Below are 19,090 nucleotides of genomic sequence, written 5' to 3'. Positions count from 1 at the left end.
TGCAAATGGGTGTGAAGACTGGATTTACGCGTCGGTGTTCTCGATCAGCAAAGCAATGCCTTGCCCGCCGCCCACACAGGCGCTGGAGATGCCGTAGCGCAGCCCACGGCGGCGCAGCTCGCGCGCCAGGGTCACCGTCAGGCGCACACCGGTGGCGGCCAGCGGGTGGCCCAGGGCAATCGCACCGCCGTTCACGTTGAGCTTGTTGAGGTCCAGCCCCAGCTCGCGGCCCACGGCCAGGGTCTGTGCGCCCTGGGCTTCGTTGATCTCGAACAGGCCGATGTCATCCAGCGTGAGGCCGGTGCGTGCCAGCAGCGCGCGAATGGCCGGGGCCGGGCCGATGCCCATGTACTCGGGCGCCACACCCATAGCGGCCACACCGCGCAGGCGCGCCAGGGGCTTGAGGCCACGCTGCTGCACATAGGCATCGCTGGCCACCACGGCGCCCACGGCGCCGTCCACCAGGGCCGAGCTGTTGCCAGCGGTCTGCACGCCGCCGGGGTAGACCGTGCGCAGCGCGGCCAGGGCTTCAACCGGCGAGGGGCGCGGGTGCGTGTCGCGGTCGAGCTGCGCGACCTTACGCGGCAGCGTAATGCCGCGCGTGGCGTAGCCTGCCAGTTCGAACTTTTCGCTGGTCACGGGCACGATCTCGCCCGCCAGGAAGCCATCCTCCTGCGCCTTGAGCGCGCGGGCAAAGGACTGCGAGGCGTAGGCATCCACGTCTTCCCGCGTGATGCCGTATTTCTTGGCCAGGTTCTCGGCGGTCTCGATCATCGTCACCGGGCCTGCGGTGTCGATCAACGCCTCCATCAGGAAGTCCTTGAACTCCACGGGCGCGCCCAGCTTGAAGCCGGTGCGGTGCGTGTAGGCCGCAATCGGGTTGCGCGTCATGGACTCGGTGCCCACCACCAGTGCCACGTCGGTGTAGCCCAGCGCAATCTGGTCGGCGGCCTGGCGGAACAGCTCAAAGCCCGTGCCGCAGATGCGTTGCACCAGGATGGCGGGCACGGCTTGCGGCACGCCTGCATACAGGCCAATGTGGCGCGGCAGCACAAAGGCGTCGAAATCGGCCTGCGCCATGGAGCCGGTGATGACCGAGCCCACATCGGCAGCGGGCACGCCGCTGCGCTCCAGCACCGCACGTGCCACCTTGATGCCCATGTCGGTGGGCGACACATGGCCCAGCGGGCCGCAGTAATCGACCATGGGCGTGCGCACGCCGTCCACCAGCCAGGCGTTCAGGGGCGCGGAGAAAGAGCTTGTCGAAGTGGTAGTCATGGTCAGGCCTTGGAAGTGGTTTTGCTGTCGGTCACACGCAGCACGGTGGCATAGCCGGTGTCGCCCGCAGCGCAGCCGGTGAACAGGCCCACGCCGCCGCCGCGCAGCACCAGCTCTTCGATCAGTTCGATGATGGCGCGCATGCCGGTGGGCGCCTGGGGGTGACCCCAGATGATGGAGCTGCCGTAGTTGTTCATGCGCTCCCAGGCAAAGCCGGTGTCGCGCGCCAGGGCGATGTCGTTCACGGCAAAGGGGTTGTGCGTCTTGATGGCCGCCACGTCGCTGATGGAAAGGCCCGCGTTCTTGAGCGCGTTGAACGCGGCAGGCGACGGCGCCATGGGCATGTAGCCCGCCTCCACGCGCGCCATGCCAAAGCCCAGGATCTCGACCTCGATGCCGGGGTCGGTCGCCACGGCACGGGCCCGTTCGCGCGTGGTGACGATGGCGCCCGCGTTGCCGTCGGCCGGATGCGTCTGGCCGCCGAAGGTCACCGTGCCACCCTCTTTGACGGGCTTGAGCTTGGCCAGGCCTTCGGCGGTGGTCGGGAAGATGCCTTCATCGGTGCTCAGCGTGCCCGTCTGCTTGCGGAATTTGGAGTCGGTGACGGGCACATCGGCCATGTAGCGCTTTTGGAAGGCGCGGTCGTCGGCCAGCGCCTCCTGGTACTGGTGGTAGCGGTGCAGCTTGAGCGCATGCTGCTCTTCGGTGCTGATGCCATAGCGCGCCGCCACGTTCTCGCCGGTCTGCAGCATGGGATTCTTGGCATACGGGTCGTGGCCCATGTTGTCGGGCACCCAGTGCTCGGTAATGCCATAGCCGCCCGTGCCGCTGGAGTCGGGGTAGTACACCACCGGCCCGTTGGACTGGCGGTCGGCCATCACCAGCAGCGCGCTGGTGGCCGTGCCGCAGGCCACCTCTTGTGCAGCCATCTGCAGCGCGCGCACACTGGTGGCGCAGGCCTGCTGCACCGTGGGCCCGGCCACACGGTCGATACCCATCATGCCGGTGACCCAGGGCAGGCCGTAGAAGCTGCCCTTTTGCGGGTTGGTGATCCCGAGGATCGCCAGGTCCACCGCCGCCAGGTCGTAGCCGCGCGCGGCGAGCGCCTGCTTGCCTACGGCGGCGGCCAGCGGCAGCGCGTTGAGGTTGGCCAGCGTGCCCTGCCACTTGGCAAACGGGGACGACCAGTAGATACCGTAGGGGATGAAGGCGTTCATGACAGGGTCCTTGCTTGGATTGCGCACCAATTTTAGTTATTTATCATAACCATATGAGTCGCTTGAAAAGCTAGGGAAACCCCCTAGCAAAGAGCGGCCTTGCGGTCTTGTTTTAGTTATTTTTGATAACCATAATTTCCCTAACTCACTCACACCACCATGACCAAGAACTCCGACATCTCCCTTGAAATCCGTGGCGAACGCGAGGAAATCGCGGTCATCCGCCTCACCCGCCCCGCCAAGCGCAATGCCTTGAACGACGGCCTGATCCTGGCGCTGCGCGACGTGATGGACAACCTGCCCGCCAGCGTGGGCGCCGCCGTGATCGATGGCGATGGCGAACACTTCTGCTCGGGCCTCGACCTCTCGGAGCTGAAAGAGCGCGACGCGGGCCAGGGCCTGCACCACTCGCGCATGTGGCATGCAGCGCTGGACCGCGTGCAGTTCGGCCCCGTGCCCGTGGTGGCCGCGCTGCACGGCGCGGTGGTGGGCGGCGGGCTGGAGCTGGCCAGCGCCTGCCACATCCGCGTGGCCGATGAATCCACCTTCTACGCGCTGCCCGAAGGCTCGCGCGGCATCTTCGTGGGCGGCGGCGGTGCGGTGCGCATCCCGCGCCTGATCGGCACGGCCCGCATGACCGACATGATGATGACCGGCCGCGTCTACAACGCCGTGGACGGCGAGCGTGTGGGTTTTGCCCAATACCTCGTGCCCACCGGCACCGCATTCGACAAGGCCTTTGAGCTGGCCCAGCGCATTGCGCAGAACGCACCGCTGACCAACTACGCACTCATGCACGCGCTGCCCCGCATTGCCGAACAGCCGTCCGACCAGGGCCTGATGACCGAAGCCATGATGGCCGCCATTGCCCAGAGCGCGCCCGAAGCCAAGGCCCGCGTGCGCGCCTTCCTCGACGGCAAGGCAGCCAAGGTCCAGAAGGCCTGAAGATGCGAGCCCCCGCCCGCGCCAGTGAGTTCTTGAAAGCACCCATGATGGCAACCGCCCCCACCCCCCGCTACCGGCCGCTGCGCTTTGGCGTGACCGAGGTCACCACCCGCCAGGGCGACAACGGCGTGGTCTATGTGCGCGCCACGCAAGACCTGCAGCCCCACCCCGTGCGCCTGACCGACCGCCTGGCGCACTGGGCGCAGACGACGCCCGACCGCACCTGGATGGCGCAGCGTGTGAAGAACGCCGACGGCAGCCTGGGCGACTGGCGGCACATCAGCTACCGCGAGGCATGGGACAGTGCGCGCCGCATTGCGCAAGCGCTGCTCGACCGCAACCTGAGCGCCGACCGCCCCGTGGTCATGCTCAGCGAAAACGACCTGGAGCACGCCCTGCTGTCGCTGGGCTGCCTGGTGGCGGGCGTGCCGCAGTGCACCGTGTCCGCCGCCTACTCCACCGTGAGCAAGGACTACGACAAGCTGCGCCACGCCATCGACACCCTCACGCCCGGCCTGGTGTTTGCGAGCAGCGGCGAGCGCTTTGCCGCCGCCATCAACGCCACCGTGGGCGCCGACGTAGAGGTGGCGCTGATCGAGGGCACCCTGCCCGGCCGCAGTACCACCCCATTCAGCGCGCTGCTGACCACCAAGGCCACGCCCGCCGTGGACGCCGCACACGCCGCCATCACGGGCGACAGCATCGCCAAGTTCATGTTCACCTCGGGCTCCACCAAGGCGCCCAAGGCCGTGATCATCACGCACGGCATGTGGGCCGCCAACCTGCAGCAGATGAACCAGTCCATGCCCGTGCTGGCCGAGGAAGACCTGGTGCTGGTGGACTGGCTGCCGTGGAACCACACCTTCGGCGGCAACCACAACTTCGGCATCGTCATCTACAACGGCGGCACGCTGTACCTGGACGAAGGCCGCCCCACGCCCGCGGGCATGGCCGAGACCATCCGCAACCTGCGCGAGATCGCGCCCACGGTGTACTTCAACGTGCCCACGGGCTTCGAGGTGCTGGCGCACACCATGAAGACCGACGCGCAGCTGCGCAAGAACCTGCTCAGCCGCGTGAAGATGTTCTTCTTTGCCGCTGCCGCACTCTCGCAACCCATCTGGGATGCCCTCTTTGAAGTGGCCGAGCAGGAGGTGGGCGAGCGCATCGTGATGAACACCGGCCTGGGCATGACCGAGGGCTGCCCCTTCTGCGTGGCCGTGAACAGCCCCAACGTGCAGGCAGGCGACATCGGCGTGCCCACGCCGGGCCTGGAGTTGAAGCTGGTGCCGATTGATGGCAAGGTCGAGGTGCGTTATCGCGGCCCCAACATCACGCAGGGCTACTGGCGCAACGCCGAGGCCACGCAAGAGGCGTTCGACGAAGAAGGCTTCTACTGCTCCGGCGACGCCGTGAAGTGGATCGACGAGACCGACCACAACAAGGGCCTGAAGTTCGACGGCCGCATTGCCGAGGACTTCAAGCTCTCCACCGGCACCTTCGTGAGCGTGGGCCCCATGCGCGCCAAGATCATCGCGGCCTGCGCACCCTATGTGCAGGATGCCGTCATCACCGGCATCAACCTCAAGGAAGTGGGCGCGCTGCTGATCCCCACGCCCCATATCCGCACATTGGCGGGGCTGCCCAGCGACGCCAGCCTGCCACAGGTGCTGGAGAGCGCGCCCGTGCAGCAGCACTTTCAGCAGGTGATCAACCAGCTGGCCGCACAAGCCACGGGCAGTGCCACGCGTGTGGCCCGCATGCACCTGATGGCCGAGCCGCCCTCGCTCGACAAGGGCGAGGTCACCGACAAGGGCTCCATCAACCAGCGCGCCGTGCTCAAACACCGCGCCAACCTGGTGGAAGCCATGCACGAAGGCAAGTTGCCATTCACCCTCGTGCCCCAGAAATGAATTGACCTGAACTGAACGACTACCCAAGGACACCACCATGCAGATTCAAGGACAAGCCGCCCTCGTGACCGGCGGCGCATCGGGCCTCGGTGAAGCCACCGCACGCGCACTGGCCGCCCAGGGCGCCAAGGTCGCGGTGCTGGACCGCAATGCCGAGCTGGCCGAAAAAGTGGCCAGCGAAATCGGCGGCGTAGCCTGCCCCTGCGACATCACCGACGCCGCCAGCGTGCAGGCCGCCATCGACAAGGCCGCCGCCGCCCACGGCCCCGCGCGCATTCTCATGAATGTTGCAGGCATCGGCAGCGCCAAACGCGTGGTGCAGCGCGATGGCAGTGCCGCGCCGCTGGAAGACTTTGTACGCGTGGTCAACATCAACCTGATCGGCACCTACAACGTGAGCCGTTTGTTTGCCGCCGCCTGCAGCAAGTTCGACGTGCTGGACAACGGCGAGCGCGGCGTGATGATGTTCACCGCCTCCGTCGCCGCCTTTGACGGCCAGGTGGGCCAGCAGGCCTACAGCGCCTCCAAGGCGGGCCTGGCGGGCATGACGCTGCCCATGGCGCGCGACCTGGCACAGCACGCGATCCGCGTGTGCACCGTGGCGCCCGGCCTGTTTGCCACGCCGCTGATGAAGGAACTGCCCGAAGCCGTGCAGCAATCGCTGGCCGCCAGCATCCCCTTCCCGCCACGCCTGGGCAAGCCCGAGGAGTTTGCCGAGCTGGCCTGCCACATCGTGACCAACGGCCATCTCAACGGCGAAGTCATCCGCCTCGATGGCGCACTGCGCATGGCGCCACGCTGATCCATTCCTTCCCCCGCCCCCAGAGCTTTCAACGACACACAGGAGACAACACCATGACCATCACCCGCCGACAACTCGTCCAGGCCTTTGGCGCCAGCGCCGCGCTGGGCGCCCTGCACCCCTTTGCTGCCCACGCCCAGGTAGACCAGGTGAAGGTGTATTTCGGCTTCCCCGCTGGCAGCTCGGGCGACACCGTGGCCCGTCGCGTGGCAGAAAAATGGGGCGGCAGCGCCTTCAGCAAGAACGCTGGCGTGGTGGAGAACAAACCCGGCGCGGGCGGCCGCATTGCGCTGGAGACGCTGAAGGCAGCACCCGCCGACGGCTCGGTGCTGGCGCTGGCGCAGGTGTCGGCCATTGCCAACTACCCGCACATCTACAGCAAGATGAACTACACCGACAAGGACTTCGCGCCCGTGTCGATTGCCGCCGTGATGCACCACGGACTGGCCGTGGGCCCCATGGTGCCCGCCAGCGTGAAGAACGTGAAGGACTTCCTGGCCTGGGCCAAGGCCAACCCCAAGGACGCCAGCTACGGCTCGCCCGGCGCGGGCTCCACGCCGCACTTCCTGGGTGCGCTGCTGGGCATCAACAGCGGCGTGGACCTGCGCCACGTGCCCTACCGTGGCTCCATCCCCGGCGTGACGGACGTGGTGGGCGGCCAGGTGGCTGCCATGGTCACGCCGCACGGTGACTTCATTGCCAACTACAAGGCGGGCAAGCTGCGCATCCTGGCCACCTCGGGCCCCAAGCGCTCCATCTACGTGCCCGACGTGCCCACGTTTGCCGAGCAGGGCTTCCCCGAGCTGACCACCGAAGAATGGTTTGGCTTCTACGCCCCAGCCGCCACGCCCAAGCCCGTGATTGCCGCGGCCAACGCTGCCATCAACGCTGCGCTGAAGGAAAAGTCGGTCATCGACAGCCTGGCCATCGTGGGCCTGATGCCCCACGGCTCCACGCCCGAGGAACAAGCCCGCTGGCAGAAGGCCGAGTACGACACCTGGGGCCCGCTGATCAAGAAGATTGGCTTTACCGCAGATTCTTGAGCTCCCCCCTGAGGCGCTGGCGCGGCGGCCCTCGCACAAGGGCGCGCCGGTATCGACGCACAGCGGGCGCAACCCTCGCCCCACCCGTTCGGGCTGAGCCTGTCGAAGCCAGGGCGCACACAGCCACCCGGTTTCTTCCGGCGAAATTTGAAAGAAAACAGCCGTTACCGCGCGTCCATAAAGCGTTAACAGCTATCAAATCAAGAGCAATTCATGCAAGCACGCCAGGCACTCACCGACATCCAGTTCCTGCTGACCGAGGTGCTGCAGGCCCCTGCGCGGTGGCAGGCGCTGGCGCCGTTTGCCGATACCGATGGCGAGCTGGCGGCGCAGGTGCTGGAGGAAGCCGCCAAGTTTGTGGACAGCGCCGTGGCGCCGCTGCAGCGCACGGGCGATGAGGTGGGTTGCCGGTTTGACGCAGGCCAGGTACACACGCCGCCCGGCTTCCGCGACGCCTACCAGGCCTTCTGGCAAGGCGGCTGGCCCGCGCTGGCCTGCGCGCCCGAAGACGGCGGCCAGGGCCTGCCTGCGGTGCTCGAATGTGTGCTGTTTGAATGGCTGGCCGGTGCCAACCACGGCTGGACCATGGCGCCCGGCCTGCTGCATGGCGCCTACGAATGCATCAAGCACCACGCCAGCGACGAACTCAAGGCGCAGTACCTGGAGAAGGTCGCCACCGGCGAATGGCTGGCCACCATGTGCCTGACCGAAGCCCACGCGGGCAGCGACCTGGGCCTGGTGCGCACACGCGGTGTGCCGCAGGCCGACGGCAGCGCGCGGGTGAACGGCAGCAAGATTTTTATCTCCGGCGGCGAACACGACCTGACCGACAACATCGTGCACCTGGTGCTGGCGCGATTGCCCGATGCACCGGCGGGCCCCAAGGGGTTGTCGCTGTTTCTGGTGCCCAAGGTGCTTCAGGACGGCAGCCGCAATGCCGTGGTGTGCGAGCGCATCGAAGAAAAAATGGGCCTGCACGGCAGCCCCACCTGCGTGATGCGCTTTGACGACGCCACCGGCTGGCTGGTGGGCGAGCCCAACAAGGGCCTCGCCGCCATGTTCGTGATGATGAATGCGGCGCGCCTGCACGTGGGCCTGCAGGGCATCGGCCTGCTGGAAGCCGCATGGCAAAAAGCCAGCGCCTATGCGGCAGAGCGCCGCCAGATGCGCGCCCCCGGCGCCAAAGACACCAGCCTCATCCACGATCACCCCGCCATCCGCCGCATCCTGCACACGCAGCGCGCCTGGATCGACGGTGGCCGCGTGCTGGCTTACCACACAGCCCTGCAGCTCGATGTGGCCAAACACAGCACCGACGCCGCTGCGCGCGCCGCCGCCCAGCGCTGGTGTGCGCTGGTCACGCCCGTGCTCAAGGCCGCGCTCACCGACCAGGGCTTCCACGGCGCCAGTGCCTGCCTGCAGGTGTTTGGCGGCCATGGCTACGTGAGCGAATGGGGCATTGAGCAGATCGTGCGCGACGCGCGCGTGGCCATGATCTACGAGGGCACCAACGAGATCCAGGCGATTGACCTGCTGGTGCGCAAGGTACTGGCCGATGGCGGCCAGGGCCTGGCCGCGCTGCTGGCCACGCTGCCCGGCGCAGCGCCCAGCCCTGCTGCCAGCGCGCGCCGCCATGCGCTGGTGGAGATCACACAAACGCTGGCGATTGCCGCGCAGACCGACCCCGAACTGCCCTACTGGGTGGCCGACGACTACCTGCGCGCGGTGGCGCTGGTGCTGCTGGACTGGGCCTGGGGCGAGATCGGTGCCGTGGCCCAAGGCGAGCGAGGGAGCGAGCCGACCCAAGCTCCCGAACGCTGGAGCACCCCGGCCCAGGCACTGGCCCAGTGGGTGCTGCCCGAGTTCGAGATGCGCGCGGCCATGCTGCGCCAGCGCATTGCACAGGCACTGGAAATCAAGCCAAAAATGGCCGCTACCGCCTGATGGACAAGCACCTACAGCTACAAAAATAGTAGCAACACCCATCTGAACGATCTCCCTCCCACAGCGTGTTGAGGCCGCGCTGCGGGATTCCTTGCGCCTCGAAAAAACCGGAGACAACAGCATGAACTTCAGAAGAAAAAAGTCAGGAATGCGTGCACACCCCCAGTCCCGAGCCTCTCGGGCGACCCTAGCGGCCATGGCAGCGTTGCCCGCCGCACTGCTTGTCGCCTGCGGCGGATCGTCCGAACCCGGATTGCCCCAGCTGGCAGCCGCCACACCGGGCGCCTTGCAGTCGTGCAGTGAGCTGGCGACGCGCATCAACTTCCCCAACACCACCATCACCGCCGCCAACCCGATTGCAGAAGGCACGCTGACCGTCGCAGGCACGGCAGTGCGCGCGCACTGCCAGATCACCGGCAAGATGCACCAGCGTGTGAGCTCGGTGGACGGCAAGAGCTACGCAATCGGCTTTGAAATGCGCCTGCCCAACACCTGGAACGGCCGCTTCTTCTACCAGGGCAACGGGGGCATCGACGGCAACATCGTTGCAGCCACGGGCGCCGTCAACGGCGGGGCGGGTTTGAACAACGCCTTGAACATGGGCTTTGCCGTCATCAGCTCCGACGCGGGCCACGAAGCCGCCATGGGCCCCAACTTCGGCATCGACCCGCAGGCACGGCTGGACTACGGCTACCAGGCCGTGGCCAAACTCACCCCCATGGCCAAGAGCGCCATCCAGACCGCCTATGGCAAGGGCCCCGACCGTTCGTACTTTGGCGGCTGCTCCAACGGCGGGCGCCACACCATGGTGGCCGCGTCGCGGTTTGCCGACCAGTACGACGGCTACCTGGTGGGCAACCCCGGCTTCAACCTGCCCAAGGCGGCCATCGCCAACATTGCCAGCGGCAAGATCTATGCGTCGCTGGCCAGCACGCCTGGCGACCTGTCCACCGGCTTCACCACGGCCGAGCGCGCGCTGGTCTCCAACGCCGTGCTGGCCAAGTGCGATGCGCTGGATGGCAGCACCGACGGGCTGGTGCAGGACACCGGCGCCTGCCAGGCCGCTTTCAACCTGCAACGCGACGTGCCCACCTGCAGCGGCGGCCGCGACGGCACCTGCCTGTCTGCCGACCAGAAGGCAGGCATTGCCAAGATCTTCAGCGGCCCCACCACCAGCGCGGGCAACAAGATCTACACCAGCTTCCCCTACGACGCAGGGCTGGCAGGCGCAGGCTATGGCTTCTGGGAGTTCACGGCACCGCTGGTGCTGGACTCGGGCGGTGTGGGCCTGATCTGGTCGGTGCCCCCCGAGGACCCCGCCACCTTCAACGGCCCCGTGTTCGCCCTGACCGGCAACGTGGACACCATGCTGGCCCGTGTGAACGCCACCAGCGCCGTGTACACCGAAAGCGCCATGTCGTTCATGACGCCGCCCAACCCCAGCAACCTGTCGGCCATGAAGAACCGGGGCGCCAAGATGATGGTCTACCACGGCACCAGCGACCCGATCTTCTCCAGCGACGACACCACCGCCTGGTATGACAGCGTGCGCGCCGCCAACAATGGCGACGCCAGCAACTTCGCCCGCTTCTACCGCGTGCCCGGCATGAACCACTGCTCCGGCGGCCCCGCCACCGACCAGTTCGACATGCTGACCCCGCTGGTGAACTGGGTGGAAAAGGGAGAAGCCCCCGCCACCGTGCTGGCCAGCGTGCGCGGCAAGGGCAACGCCGCAGCCGTCAACGCCGACGTGCCCGCCAGCTGGTCGGCCACCCGCACCCGCCCCCTGTGCCCCTACCCCCAGGTCGCGCGCTACAACGGCACGGGTGACATCGAAAGCGCCAGCAGCTTCAGCTGCAAGTAGCGCCCCCAGGCCCTGGCCCCCTGCGGCCCGGGCCTTTTTTTCTTGGGGTGTGTCCCCTCGCCCACAACGCGGGGGCACACCCGCCACCCTTCGGAGACCCGCATGCCACACCCTCTCACGCGCCCCCTCCCCCTGTCGGCCCTGGCCATGGCTCTGGGCACCGCCACGCTGCTGGCGGGCTGCGCCAGCGCACCGCGCACCACGCCCCCACCGCAGCTCGGCGCCGCCACACCCGCCACGCTGAAAAACTGCACCGCGCTGGCCCAGAGCCTTGCGCTGCCCGACACGCGCATCACCTCGGCAGAAATGGTGGCCGAAGGCCCGATCACCCTGCAGGGCAACACCACCCAAGCGCCTGCGCACTGCCTCGTCAAAGGCAAGATGAAAGAGCGTACCGGCCCCGTGGACGGCGCCAGCTACGCCATCGGTTTTGAGATCCGCATGCCCGTCCACTGGAACGGCCGCTTTCTGCACCAGGCCAACGGCGGGCTGGACGGCAGCGTGGTGACCGCACTCGGCGCGGTAAGCGGCGCTGCGCCCGTGGCCCCCGGCCTGGTGCAAGGCTTTGCCGTGCTCAGCTCTGACGCAGGCCACAGCGCGCCCACGCCCTTCTTCGGGCTAGACCCCCAGGCCCGGCGCGACTACGGCTACCAGGCCGTGGGCACCCTCACACCCATGGCCAAAGACCTGATCAAGGGCGCCTACGGCAAGGGCCCCGACCGCTCGTACATCGCAGGCTGCTCCAACGGTGGCCGCCACGCCATGGTGGCCGCATCGCGCTATGCCGACCAGTACGACGGCGTGCTGGCGGGCAACCCCGGCTTCAGCCTGCCCAAGGCCGCCACCGCGCAGCTGTGGAAGGCCCAGCAATACGCCAAGGTATCCCCGGCCGGAGTCAACGGCCAGCCCGACCTGACCAAGGCCGTGAGCCCCGCCGAATTCCAGCTCATCGGCCGCAAGATTGTGGAGCGCTGCGACGCGCTGGACGGCGCCACCGACGGCCAGGTGAACGACGTGCAGGCCTGCCAGGCCGCGTTCAACCTGCAACGCGATGTGCCCACCTGCACCGCTGCCAACACCGCGCGGGACGGGTCGTGCATCTCTGCCGAGCAAAAGAACGTGCTGGCCAGCATCTTTGCCGGGCCCAAGAACAGCAAGGGCGAAGCCCTGTACACCGGCACCTGGTTCGACCCCGGCGTGGCAGGCAGCAACTTTGCGTTCTGGCACTTCAATGCACCCACCACGCGCGACGCGGGTGCCGTGGCCTTCCTGTTCACCACACCGCCCTCCACCCTGGACGCCTTCAAGGCCACCACCGGCCTGCAGTACGCGCTGAACTTCAGCCTGGACGCGGACTACCCCAAGATGTTCGCCACCACGCCGGTCTACACCGAGTCATCCTGGTCGTACATGACGCCGCCCAACCCCGCCGACCTGGGCGCCTTGCGCAATCGGGGCGCCAAGATGATGGTCTACCACGGCGTGGCCGACGGCGTGTTCTCGCCCATCGACACCGCGAACTGGATGGACCGCGTGCAGGCAACCCACGGCGGCAAGGCCGACGACTTTGCCCGCCTGTACCTGGTGCCCGGCATGAACCACTGCTCCGGCGGCCCCGCCACCGACCAGTTCGACATGCTGGCCCCGCTGGTGGCCTGGGTGGAACAAGGCAAGGCGCCCGACAGCGTGACGGCGAACGCGCGCGGCGCGGGGGCCAAGGTGGTCAATAACGAGCTGCCCGCCAGCTGGTCCGCCAACCGCACCCGGCCGCTGTGTGCGTACCCCAAGGTGGCGCGGTACAACGGGACGGGAGATGTGGAGAGTGCGAGCAGTTTTAGCTGCAAGTGAGGGGGGTTGAAAGTGGGAAGCCCGGCGTCTGCCGGGCTTTTTTTTGGGTGAAGGGGATGGTTACTTGGTGGCGCGGTAACGAGCCCTATGGGAGTGGATCCTGCAGCAAGCTACCGCTTGCTGTGCGCCGGTTTGCCTTACAGCTCCGTACGAACTTCCAAGCATCCAAATCTTCCCAACTTAACGAGATTGACCAAACTTTCAAAAATTGCGACAATGGGCTCACCTCCACAACCGACGCTAGCCGTCGTCACCCCTCAAATTTGAAGCTCTCACATGACAGCCGAAGCACTATCACCACCCAACCCTATGCAATCGCTTCGAGAGCGATTAATACAAGAAGGATCTATTGTTCCGGAAGGTAGCGTCGAAAAACTTAGAGATAAACTGAATAAAAAAATATTTCAAATTATTGATGAAGGCAGCAAAACGCACGATGAGACAAGAAAATCTTATCTAGACTATGCATTTTCAGTACTTATTGGTCGTGCTATAGATTCATTGTCAGAATTTGAATCTGAATCTTCAGACGGAAAATCAAGATATATTTGGACGCTTAGATTTTCGCTGTTAATTAATAAATTTGAAAAATTTATTAATTCTTTATCTTCAAAGCTAAGAGCAAATTGCCAGAGCACTCTGTTCGCACGGTGCGGATTTTATTCTCCACTAAAAGAGAACATGAAGAATGCACCATGAATATGGTAGAAGGAAGTTAAATGTTGATTAATTCACTAAACAATCTTTCTGCTCGGCTTAAGGTAGATGCCAAGGATAAAACAGCGGGTAAGGCTGACCCGTATGCTACTGCAGCACAGTCTGCTGCAGTTTTGCGCTCAGGTGCAGAGTTCCGTAAAAACCGGATTGCTGCAGCTGACATGCTGACGACTGAAGAGGCTGCAGAGCTGGCCGGCGTGTCGCGTGTAACGATTAATGCTTGGATTAGGCAAAATCGTTGCATTGGCATTGCTAACCTGCGCCGTGGCTTCAAAATTCCTAAGTGGCAATTTGAGCCGCAGGTCTTTGAGTTGATTCAGCCTCTGTTTGAAGCGCTGGGCACGACGGATAGCTGGAGCGTGCTGGCGTTCCTTGAAAACTCTCAAGAGGCACTTGACCGCCGCACCCCTTTGGTGGCGTTGGAACAGGGCGAATCTGCAGAGCGTATCTTGCAACTGGCTATGGCAGAAGGACATTAATAAATATGTTCTTCAAAAATGATAATTTCAGAAAAGCAGGTTCCTAAAATTGAATTGCCCGCTGGGCAGATTTTCCATCGCGTGCAGCGCACTGCTGTACGCAAGGGTAGTGTCAAAATCAATCGAATGATTCTGCCTCCGGCAGGCATCAAAGCAGGGCGGTTTTGTCTGGCAACTGGGGTGACTGCGTATCTGGCAGATAGCGCGGAGACGGCGTTGTATGAAGCAGTTTTCAGACGTGAACTTAAAACCTTCGTTGCTTTAGCGGATTTGCGGTTGAAGGAGTTGGGCACTTTCACATCCAGGAAGCCCTTGAGGCTGGTGGATTTGCGAGGACTCGAAGAGCAATACCCGGTGCTGCAGTCACAGCGTCTTCAGCATACCCAAGCGTTTGCTGAGGAGTGCTTTGGACAAGGCTATGAAGGCATCCTGTACGCCTCAGCGCAGCACCCGCATCATGAGTGTGTGTGCCTCTTTGAGCCCGGTGCCAAAAAGCTGGGTTTTGTAGAGGCTTGGCCTCTGGTGAAGCCGGGCACTGACATTCTGCATGGTGCAGTGGTTGAGGGTGCGCGACGATCTGGGGTGGAGATCAGCTGACGTTTACGAGCCCGCTGATGCGCAATGCCAGTCAGTTAAACCACTGACTGGCATTTTTTGTTCAGATACTTGCATTGAGGCCTTTTTCCCAGCTCCTGACTGCTGGAGTAACACAAACAAGTGCGCTTGCTGCAATAGATGCTCATGCTGTTTGGGGATATTTGCTGGGACAAAAAAACTGGCGAAATGCAATGTATTCACGATGGCATAGCTGCTAACAGCCCGGGCGAACGCATCAGCCGGGCGGACATGTGCCCATAGCAGATAGCCAATGCTGCCCAAGGCGGTGGCTGGGAAGACTCCCCTGTCGAAGGAGCGATGTTCTGCTGTGCAGGCTTACAACAAAGGCTTGCATCGGCGAACCTTTGCAAGCCTTAGATTTTGCGACGGGCTTTCTATAGGAAGCTTGGCAATACAGCCCCTAAGCAATCCAAGCCCCAGGGTGCGCCCAGATGCACGACCCGGCGGCTCAAAACCGCACCCCCACATAGTTCTCCGCCGACGAGATCAGATGCGCTAGGTCCGTGTCCTGCAGCTTCTGGTCGTAGGCAAGCGATTCGAGGGAGGTGTGCAACATGGTCGTCATCCACCGTGAGAAGCGCTGAGCCTTCCACACGCGGGCCAGGGCCTTCTCGGGGTATTTGTCGAGCTGGATGCCGTCGCCGCTTTTTTTTGACGGGCGACCATCGCGTGATACAGGTAGGGAAAAGTTTGATGGCCCGCCGACCATCGCCGGGGAATCAGACGCCTACTCCGACGCGCCCGGCGTGCGTTCGGTCGGCATTTGCGACCTGCTGGCTTCGTTCCTCGCCTTCTTCCCTTGGTCGTAATGCCACTTGATGGCGAAGAACATGCCTGTGCCGAAAACGGCCACCTTGAACACAATGAAGACTATCGGGACCCAATCCATTTTTGAGATTTTCCTGACTGTTGATTGGCACTATCGGATGTGAAGTGCACTGCCTCAAAACGCTGCATCGGCAGCTTCATCGTATTCGAGCCATCGTCGAATCGCACATCGACACCACTGGGCAAATGATCTGAAAACTTGGTGCGATGCTATCGGGCCTGCTGTGCGGGCGTAAGCATCAGTTCTGCCTAAATTTTGCGTAGCAGATGGAGGCCGCTGCCCAACGCGACTGCCTGCACCGAATGCCGATCTGGGCGCAAAAAAAGGCCTGCATGAGAGAACCCCATGCAAGCCTTTGATTGGGTGGCAGTACGAATGCCGGATGCTCAGAACGGCAACCCCACATAGTTCTCCGCCAGCGACCCCAGCGCCTTCTCAGAAGAGAACAGATACGCCAGGTCCGTGTCCTGCAGCTTCTGGTCGTACGCGATGGAATCCGGGAAGGTGTGCAGCATGGTCGTCATCCACCACGAGAAGCGCTGGGCCTTCCACACGCGGGCCAGGGCCTTTTCGGAGTATTTGTCGAGGCCGGTGCTGTCGCCGCTTTGGTAGTGCGCCACCATGGCGTGGTACAGGTAGTAGATGTCGGATGCCGCGCTGTTCAGGCCCCGTGCGCCGGTGGGCGGCACGATATGGGCGGCGTCGCCCGCCAGGAACAGGTTGCCGTAGCGCATGGGCTCGGCCACGAAAGAGCGCAGGGGGGCGATGGACTTTTCGATGGAGGCACCCGTAATCAGCTTGTCGGCCACCTCGGCGGGCAGGCGGCGCTTGAGCTCGGCCCAGAAGGCTTCGTCGGACCAGTCTTCCACGGTGTCGGTCAGCGGCACCTGGACGTAGTAGCGGCTCAGCACCTGCGAGCGCAGCGAGCACAGCGCAAAGCCGCGTTCGTGCTTGGCGTAGATCAGCTCGGGCGAGACAGGCTTGGTGCGCGAGAGCACGCCCAGCCAGCCGAAGGGGTAGACCTTTTCATACTCCTTGAGCACGTCGCGCGGGATGGACTTGCGGCTCACGCCGTGGAAGCCGTCGGCGCCGATGACGAAGTCGCAGTCGATGCGCACCACCTCGTCGCCACTGCGGTAGGTGACGTACGGGTTGGCGCTTTTGAGGTCGTGCGGCTGCACGTCTTCGGCGTTGTGGATGACGATGCCCTTCATGCGGTCGCGCGCTTCGTACAGGTCGCGCGTCAGCTCGGTCTGGCCGTACACCACCACCGAGCTGCCGCCGCTGTATTTGTGCAAATCGACCCGGTCCATCTTGCCGTCGTGGGCAATGATGAAGCCGTCGTGGATCTCGCCTTCGCGGTCCATGCGCTCGCCGCACTGGGCCTCGCGCATGAGCGCGGCAAAGCCGTGCTCGAGCACGCCGGCGCGGATGCGGCCGAGCACGTATTCGCGGCTTTGGCGCTCCAGCACGATGGTGTCGATGCCCTTGAGGTGCAAGAGCTGCGAGAGCATGAGGCCCGAGGGGCCCCCGCCGATGATGCAAACCTGGGTTTTCATGGTGTCTCCTTTGTGGCGAGCGGCTCACAAAACTCCCCTGGCGTTGTTGTCCTGCCTTGCCGTACTGCTTGTACTGTCTGCGGCAGGACGCCTAGCCAGGGCCGCTTCGCTGAGTTGTGTGAGCCGCTCTGTTGGGTTGATGACATGGGTCAAAACGACCACCCAAAGATACGTGGCACAGTCGCCGCGTTGAATGGACGGATGGAGCCAGAACATGCACTTTTCGAACATGGCCGAGAACCACAGCAGCATCCAGTCGTACAGCCTGTTTGGCGAGTCGCAGCACCTGCCCGACGTGCTGCACTGCGAGACGATTGCCGCGCGATCGGTGCTGCACGACTGGGAGCTGGCCCCGCACCGGCACACGCGGCTGCACCAGGTGTTGCTGATCGAATCGGGCGGCGGCGTGGCGCACCTGGATGGCGAGCAGCACGCGCTGGCCGCCGGTGCGCTCATCAACGTGCCGCCGGGCCATGTGCATGCGTTTCGGTTCACACAGCACACACAGGGCTGGGTGGCCACGCTGGCCGATGAATTGATGGACGAGATTTTTGTGCGCGTGGGCGATGTGCGGCGCGACCTGGCGCGGCCCGCCGTGGTCACCGCCAGCCCGCCCATCAGCCAGGCCATGGGGCAGATCTGGCAGGAGTTTTCGGGCCGCGCCAAGGCGCGTGCGCTGGTGCTGCGGGGCCTGAGCGCCACGCTGCTGGGCTGGGTGGCCCGCGCGATGGAAGACCACAGCCCGGGCGACGCGGCAGCACCAGAGTCCAGCCTGGTGCAGCGGCTGGAGGCGCTGATCGAGGCGCATTTTCTGGAGCACTGGCAGGTGGCCGACTACGCGCGGGCGCTGGCCGTGTCGCCCACGCACCTCAGCCGCGTGTCGCGGGCCACCACGGGCGTATCGGCCCAGCGGCTGATTGAGGCGCGCCTGATGCGCGAGGCGCGGCGCAACCTGGCCTACACGCACCTGGGCGTGGCCACCATTGCCTACACGCTGGGCTATGCCGACCCGGCGTACTTCACCCGCGCCTTCACGCGCGATGCAGGCTTGTCGCCGCGCAGCTTTCGCGCACAGGTTGCAGCATCGAGCCCGGGCCGCATCACGTGAGCCCGGTGACACGCTGCTGACACTGCGCTGTCAGCAGGCCGCCGCGACCATCAAGGCTTCTTTTTTGAGTTTGCACACACAAGGAGCCTTTGCATGAAAAACGCCATCACCTGGTTTGAAATCCCCACCACCCAACTCGACCGCGCCCAGACTTTTTATGAAGCCGTGCTGGGCCAGCCCCTGCGCCGCGAGAACATGGGGCCCAGCGAAGGTGCTGTGTTTCCCTACGACGGCGCAGCAGACGGCGTGGGCGGCGCGTTGATGATGGGCCCGACGGCACCGCAGGTATCGGGCAGCGGCACACTGGTGTACCTGGACGCTTCGCCCTCGCTCGACGCCGCACTGGAGCGCGCCGTAGCCCACGGCGGCCAGGTAGCACTGCCCCGCCAGGCATTGCCACCGGGCATGGGGTTTTTTGCGCACATCCATGACCTGGATGGCAACCGCGTGGGTTTGCACGCACTTTCTTGATTGAAGAAGGGACAACCGCATGGAAACACAGGAACTGCACCGGGGACGGCTGATTGACCACATTCAGCTCGTTGTGCGCGATCTGGCGGCCAGCCAGGCGTTTTACACAGCCGCGCTGGGGGCGCTGAAGGTGCCGATGGGTGGCGCTGACGAGGGCTATTTCTGGGCGGACGAGCTGTTTGTGTCGTCTGCCGACAGCCCTGCCGCGCAAGGCCACCTGACCGGCCGCACGCACCTGGCCTTTCAGGCGCAGGACCGGGCGATGGTGGATGCCTTCTACCAGGCCGCACTGGCCCACGGCGGCACCGACAACGGCGCACCGGGCGAACGCCCCTACCACCCCGGCTACTACGCCGCCTTTGTGCTGGACCCGGATGGCAACAACATCGAGGCGGTGTTCCATGGCGACGCGCAGCGCAGTGCGGCGTCGGTGAAGATCACGTTCTGAGGGGTGG

Annotated in this window: 16 protein-coding genes; 13 read left to right on the top strand and 3 right to left on the bottom strand. The window is 64.6% G+C overall.

The features are described from left to right. Positions 1-24: 24 nt before the first annotated feature. Together ACT89O_RS01450 and ACT89O_RS01445 are read right to left on the bottom strand one after the other, a co-directional pair. A complete protein-coding gene (locus ACT89O_RS01450) occupies positions 25-1,278 on the bottom strand; it encodes a thiolase family protein (RefSeq protein ID WP_487261631.1) in 1,254 nt (417 codons plus the stop codon). Positions 1,279-1,280: 2 nt separating this feature from the next. Beyond that, positions 1,281-2,495, bottom strand: a complete 1,215-nt coding sequence (locus tag ACT89O_RS01445) for a thiolase family protein (protein ID WP_436129608.1) — start codon at positions 2,493-2,495, stop codon at positions 1,281-1,283. Positions 2,496-2,654: 159 nt separating this feature from the next. Here ACT89O_RS01445 and ACT89O_RS01440 point away from each other — a divergent pair, with 159 nt between their 5' ends. From ACT89O_RS01440 to ACT89O_RS01395, 10 genes are all read left to right on the top strand, one after another. Beyond that, a complete protein-coding gene (locus ACT89O_RS01440) occupies positions 2,655-3,440 on the top strand; it encodes a crotonase/enoyl-CoA hydratase family protein (RefSeq protein WP_055399790.1) in 786 nt (261 codons plus the stop codon). 44 nt (positions 3,441-3,484) lie between these two features. Then, positions 3,485-5,353 carry a feruloyl-CoA synthase gene (locus tag ACT89O_RS01435; RefSeq protein WP_487261630.1) on the top strand — a complete coding sequence of 623 codons (1,869 nt, stop codon included), beginning with the start codon at positions 3,485-3,487 and terminating at the stop codon, positions 5,351-5,353. Between the two features lie 37 nt (positions 5,354-5,390). After that, on the top strand, positions 5,391-6,155 hold the full coding sequence (locus tag ACT89O_RS01430; protein ID WP_487261629.1) for an SDR family NAD(P)-dependent oxidoreductase: 765 nt from the start codon (positions 5,391-5,393) through the stop codon (positions 6,153-6,155). Positions 6,156-6,208: 53 nt separating this feature from the next. Further along, the gene (locus ACT89O_RS01425; protein ID WP_218301277.1) at positions 6,209-7,198 is read left to right on the top strand and encodes a Bug family tripartite tricarboxylate transporter substrate binding protein; all 990 of its coding nucleotides are present in this window, start codon (positions 6,209-6,211) and stop codon (positions 7,196-7,198) included. A gap of 213 nt (positions 7,199-7,411) precedes the next feature. Beyond that, the gene (locus tag ACT89O_RS01420; RefSeq protein WP_487261628.1) at positions 7,412-9,142 is read left to right on the top strand and encodes an acyl-CoA dehydrogenase family protein; all 1,731 of its coding nucleotides are present in this window, start codon (positions 7,412-7,414) and stop codon (positions 9,140-9,142) included. Between the two features lie 196 nt (positions 9,143-9,338). After that, positions 9,339-11,006 carry a tannase/feruloyl esterase family alpha/beta hydrolase gene (locus tag ACT89O_RS01415; protein ID WP_228896895.1) on the top strand — a complete coding sequence of 556 codons (1,668 nt, stop codon included), beginning with the start codon at positions 9,339-9,341 and terminating at the stop codon, positions 11,004-11,006. A 102-nt stretch (positions 11,007-11,108) separates the two neighbouring features. After that, positions 11,109-12,854, top strand: coding sequence for a tannase/feruloyl esterase family alpha/beta hydrolase (locus ACT89O_RS01410; protein WP_487261627.1), 1,746 nt, complete (start codon positions 11,109-11,111; stop codon positions 12,852-12,854). Positions 12,855-13,130: 276 nt separating this feature from the next. Next, entirely contained in the window at positions 13,131-13,553 is a 423-nt protein-coding gene (locus ACT89O_RS01405) for a hypothetical protein (RefSeq protein WP_487255810.1), read from the top strand. A gap of 20 nt (positions 13,554-13,573) precedes the next feature. Beyond that, positions 13,574-14,050 carry a helix-turn-helix domain-containing protein gene (locus ACT89O_RS01400; protein WP_487255811.1) on the top strand — a complete coding sequence of 159 codons (477 nt, stop codon included), beginning with the start codon at positions 13,574-13,576 and terminating at the stop codon, positions 14,048-14,050. An 18-nt stretch (positions 14,051-14,068) separates the two neighbouring features. After that, positions 14,069-14,647 (top strand): RES family NAD+ phosphorylase, encoded by a 579-nt coding sequence (locus tag ACT89O_RS01395; protein WP_487261626.1) that lies wholly within the window; start codon positions 14,069-14,071, stop codon positions 14,645-14,647. Positions 14,648-15,883: 1,236 nt separating this feature from the next. Here ACT89O_RS01395 and pobA read toward each other — a convergent pair. Further along, on the bottom strand, positions 15,884-17,056 hold the full coding sequence (gene pobA, locus ACT89O_RS01390) for a 4-hydroxybenzoate 3-monooxygenase (protein ID WP_487261625.1): 1,173 nt from the start codon (positions 17,054-17,056) through the stop codon (positions 15,884-15,886). 214 nt (positions 17,057-17,270) lie between these two features. On the opposite strand from pobA, the gene ACT89O_RS01385 reads away from it, so the two are divergent. The 3 genes from ACT89O_RS01385 (at position 17,271) to ACT89O_RS01375 (ending at position 19,083) form a co-directional block, all read left to right on the top strand. Then, a complete protein-coding gene (locus ACT89O_RS01385; RefSeq protein ID WP_306555650.1) occupies positions 17,271-18,164 on the top strand; it encodes a helix-turn-helix domain-containing protein in 894 nt (297 codons plus the stop codon). A 93-nt stretch (positions 18,165-18,257) separates the two neighbouring features. Then, positions 18,258-18,635, top strand: a complete 378-nt coding sequence (locus ACT89O_RS01380; RefSeq protein WP_487255815.1) for a VOC family protein — start codon at positions 18,258-18,260, stop codon at positions 18,633-18,635. A 19-nt stretch (positions 18,636-18,654) separates the two neighbouring features. After that, positions 18,655-19,083 carry a VOC family protein gene (locus ACT89O_RS01375; RefSeq protein WP_121507896.1) on the top strand — a complete coding sequence of 143 codons (429 nt, stop codon included), beginning with the start codon at positions 18,655-18,657 and terminating at the stop codon, positions 19,081-19,083. The last annotated feature ends 7 nt before the right edge of the window (positions 19,084-19,090 follow it).

The sequence above is a fragment of the Acidovorax sp. NN32 genome (assembly GCF_057597245.1).
This window is presented reverse-complemented; position numbering and strand designations above follow the sequence as displayed.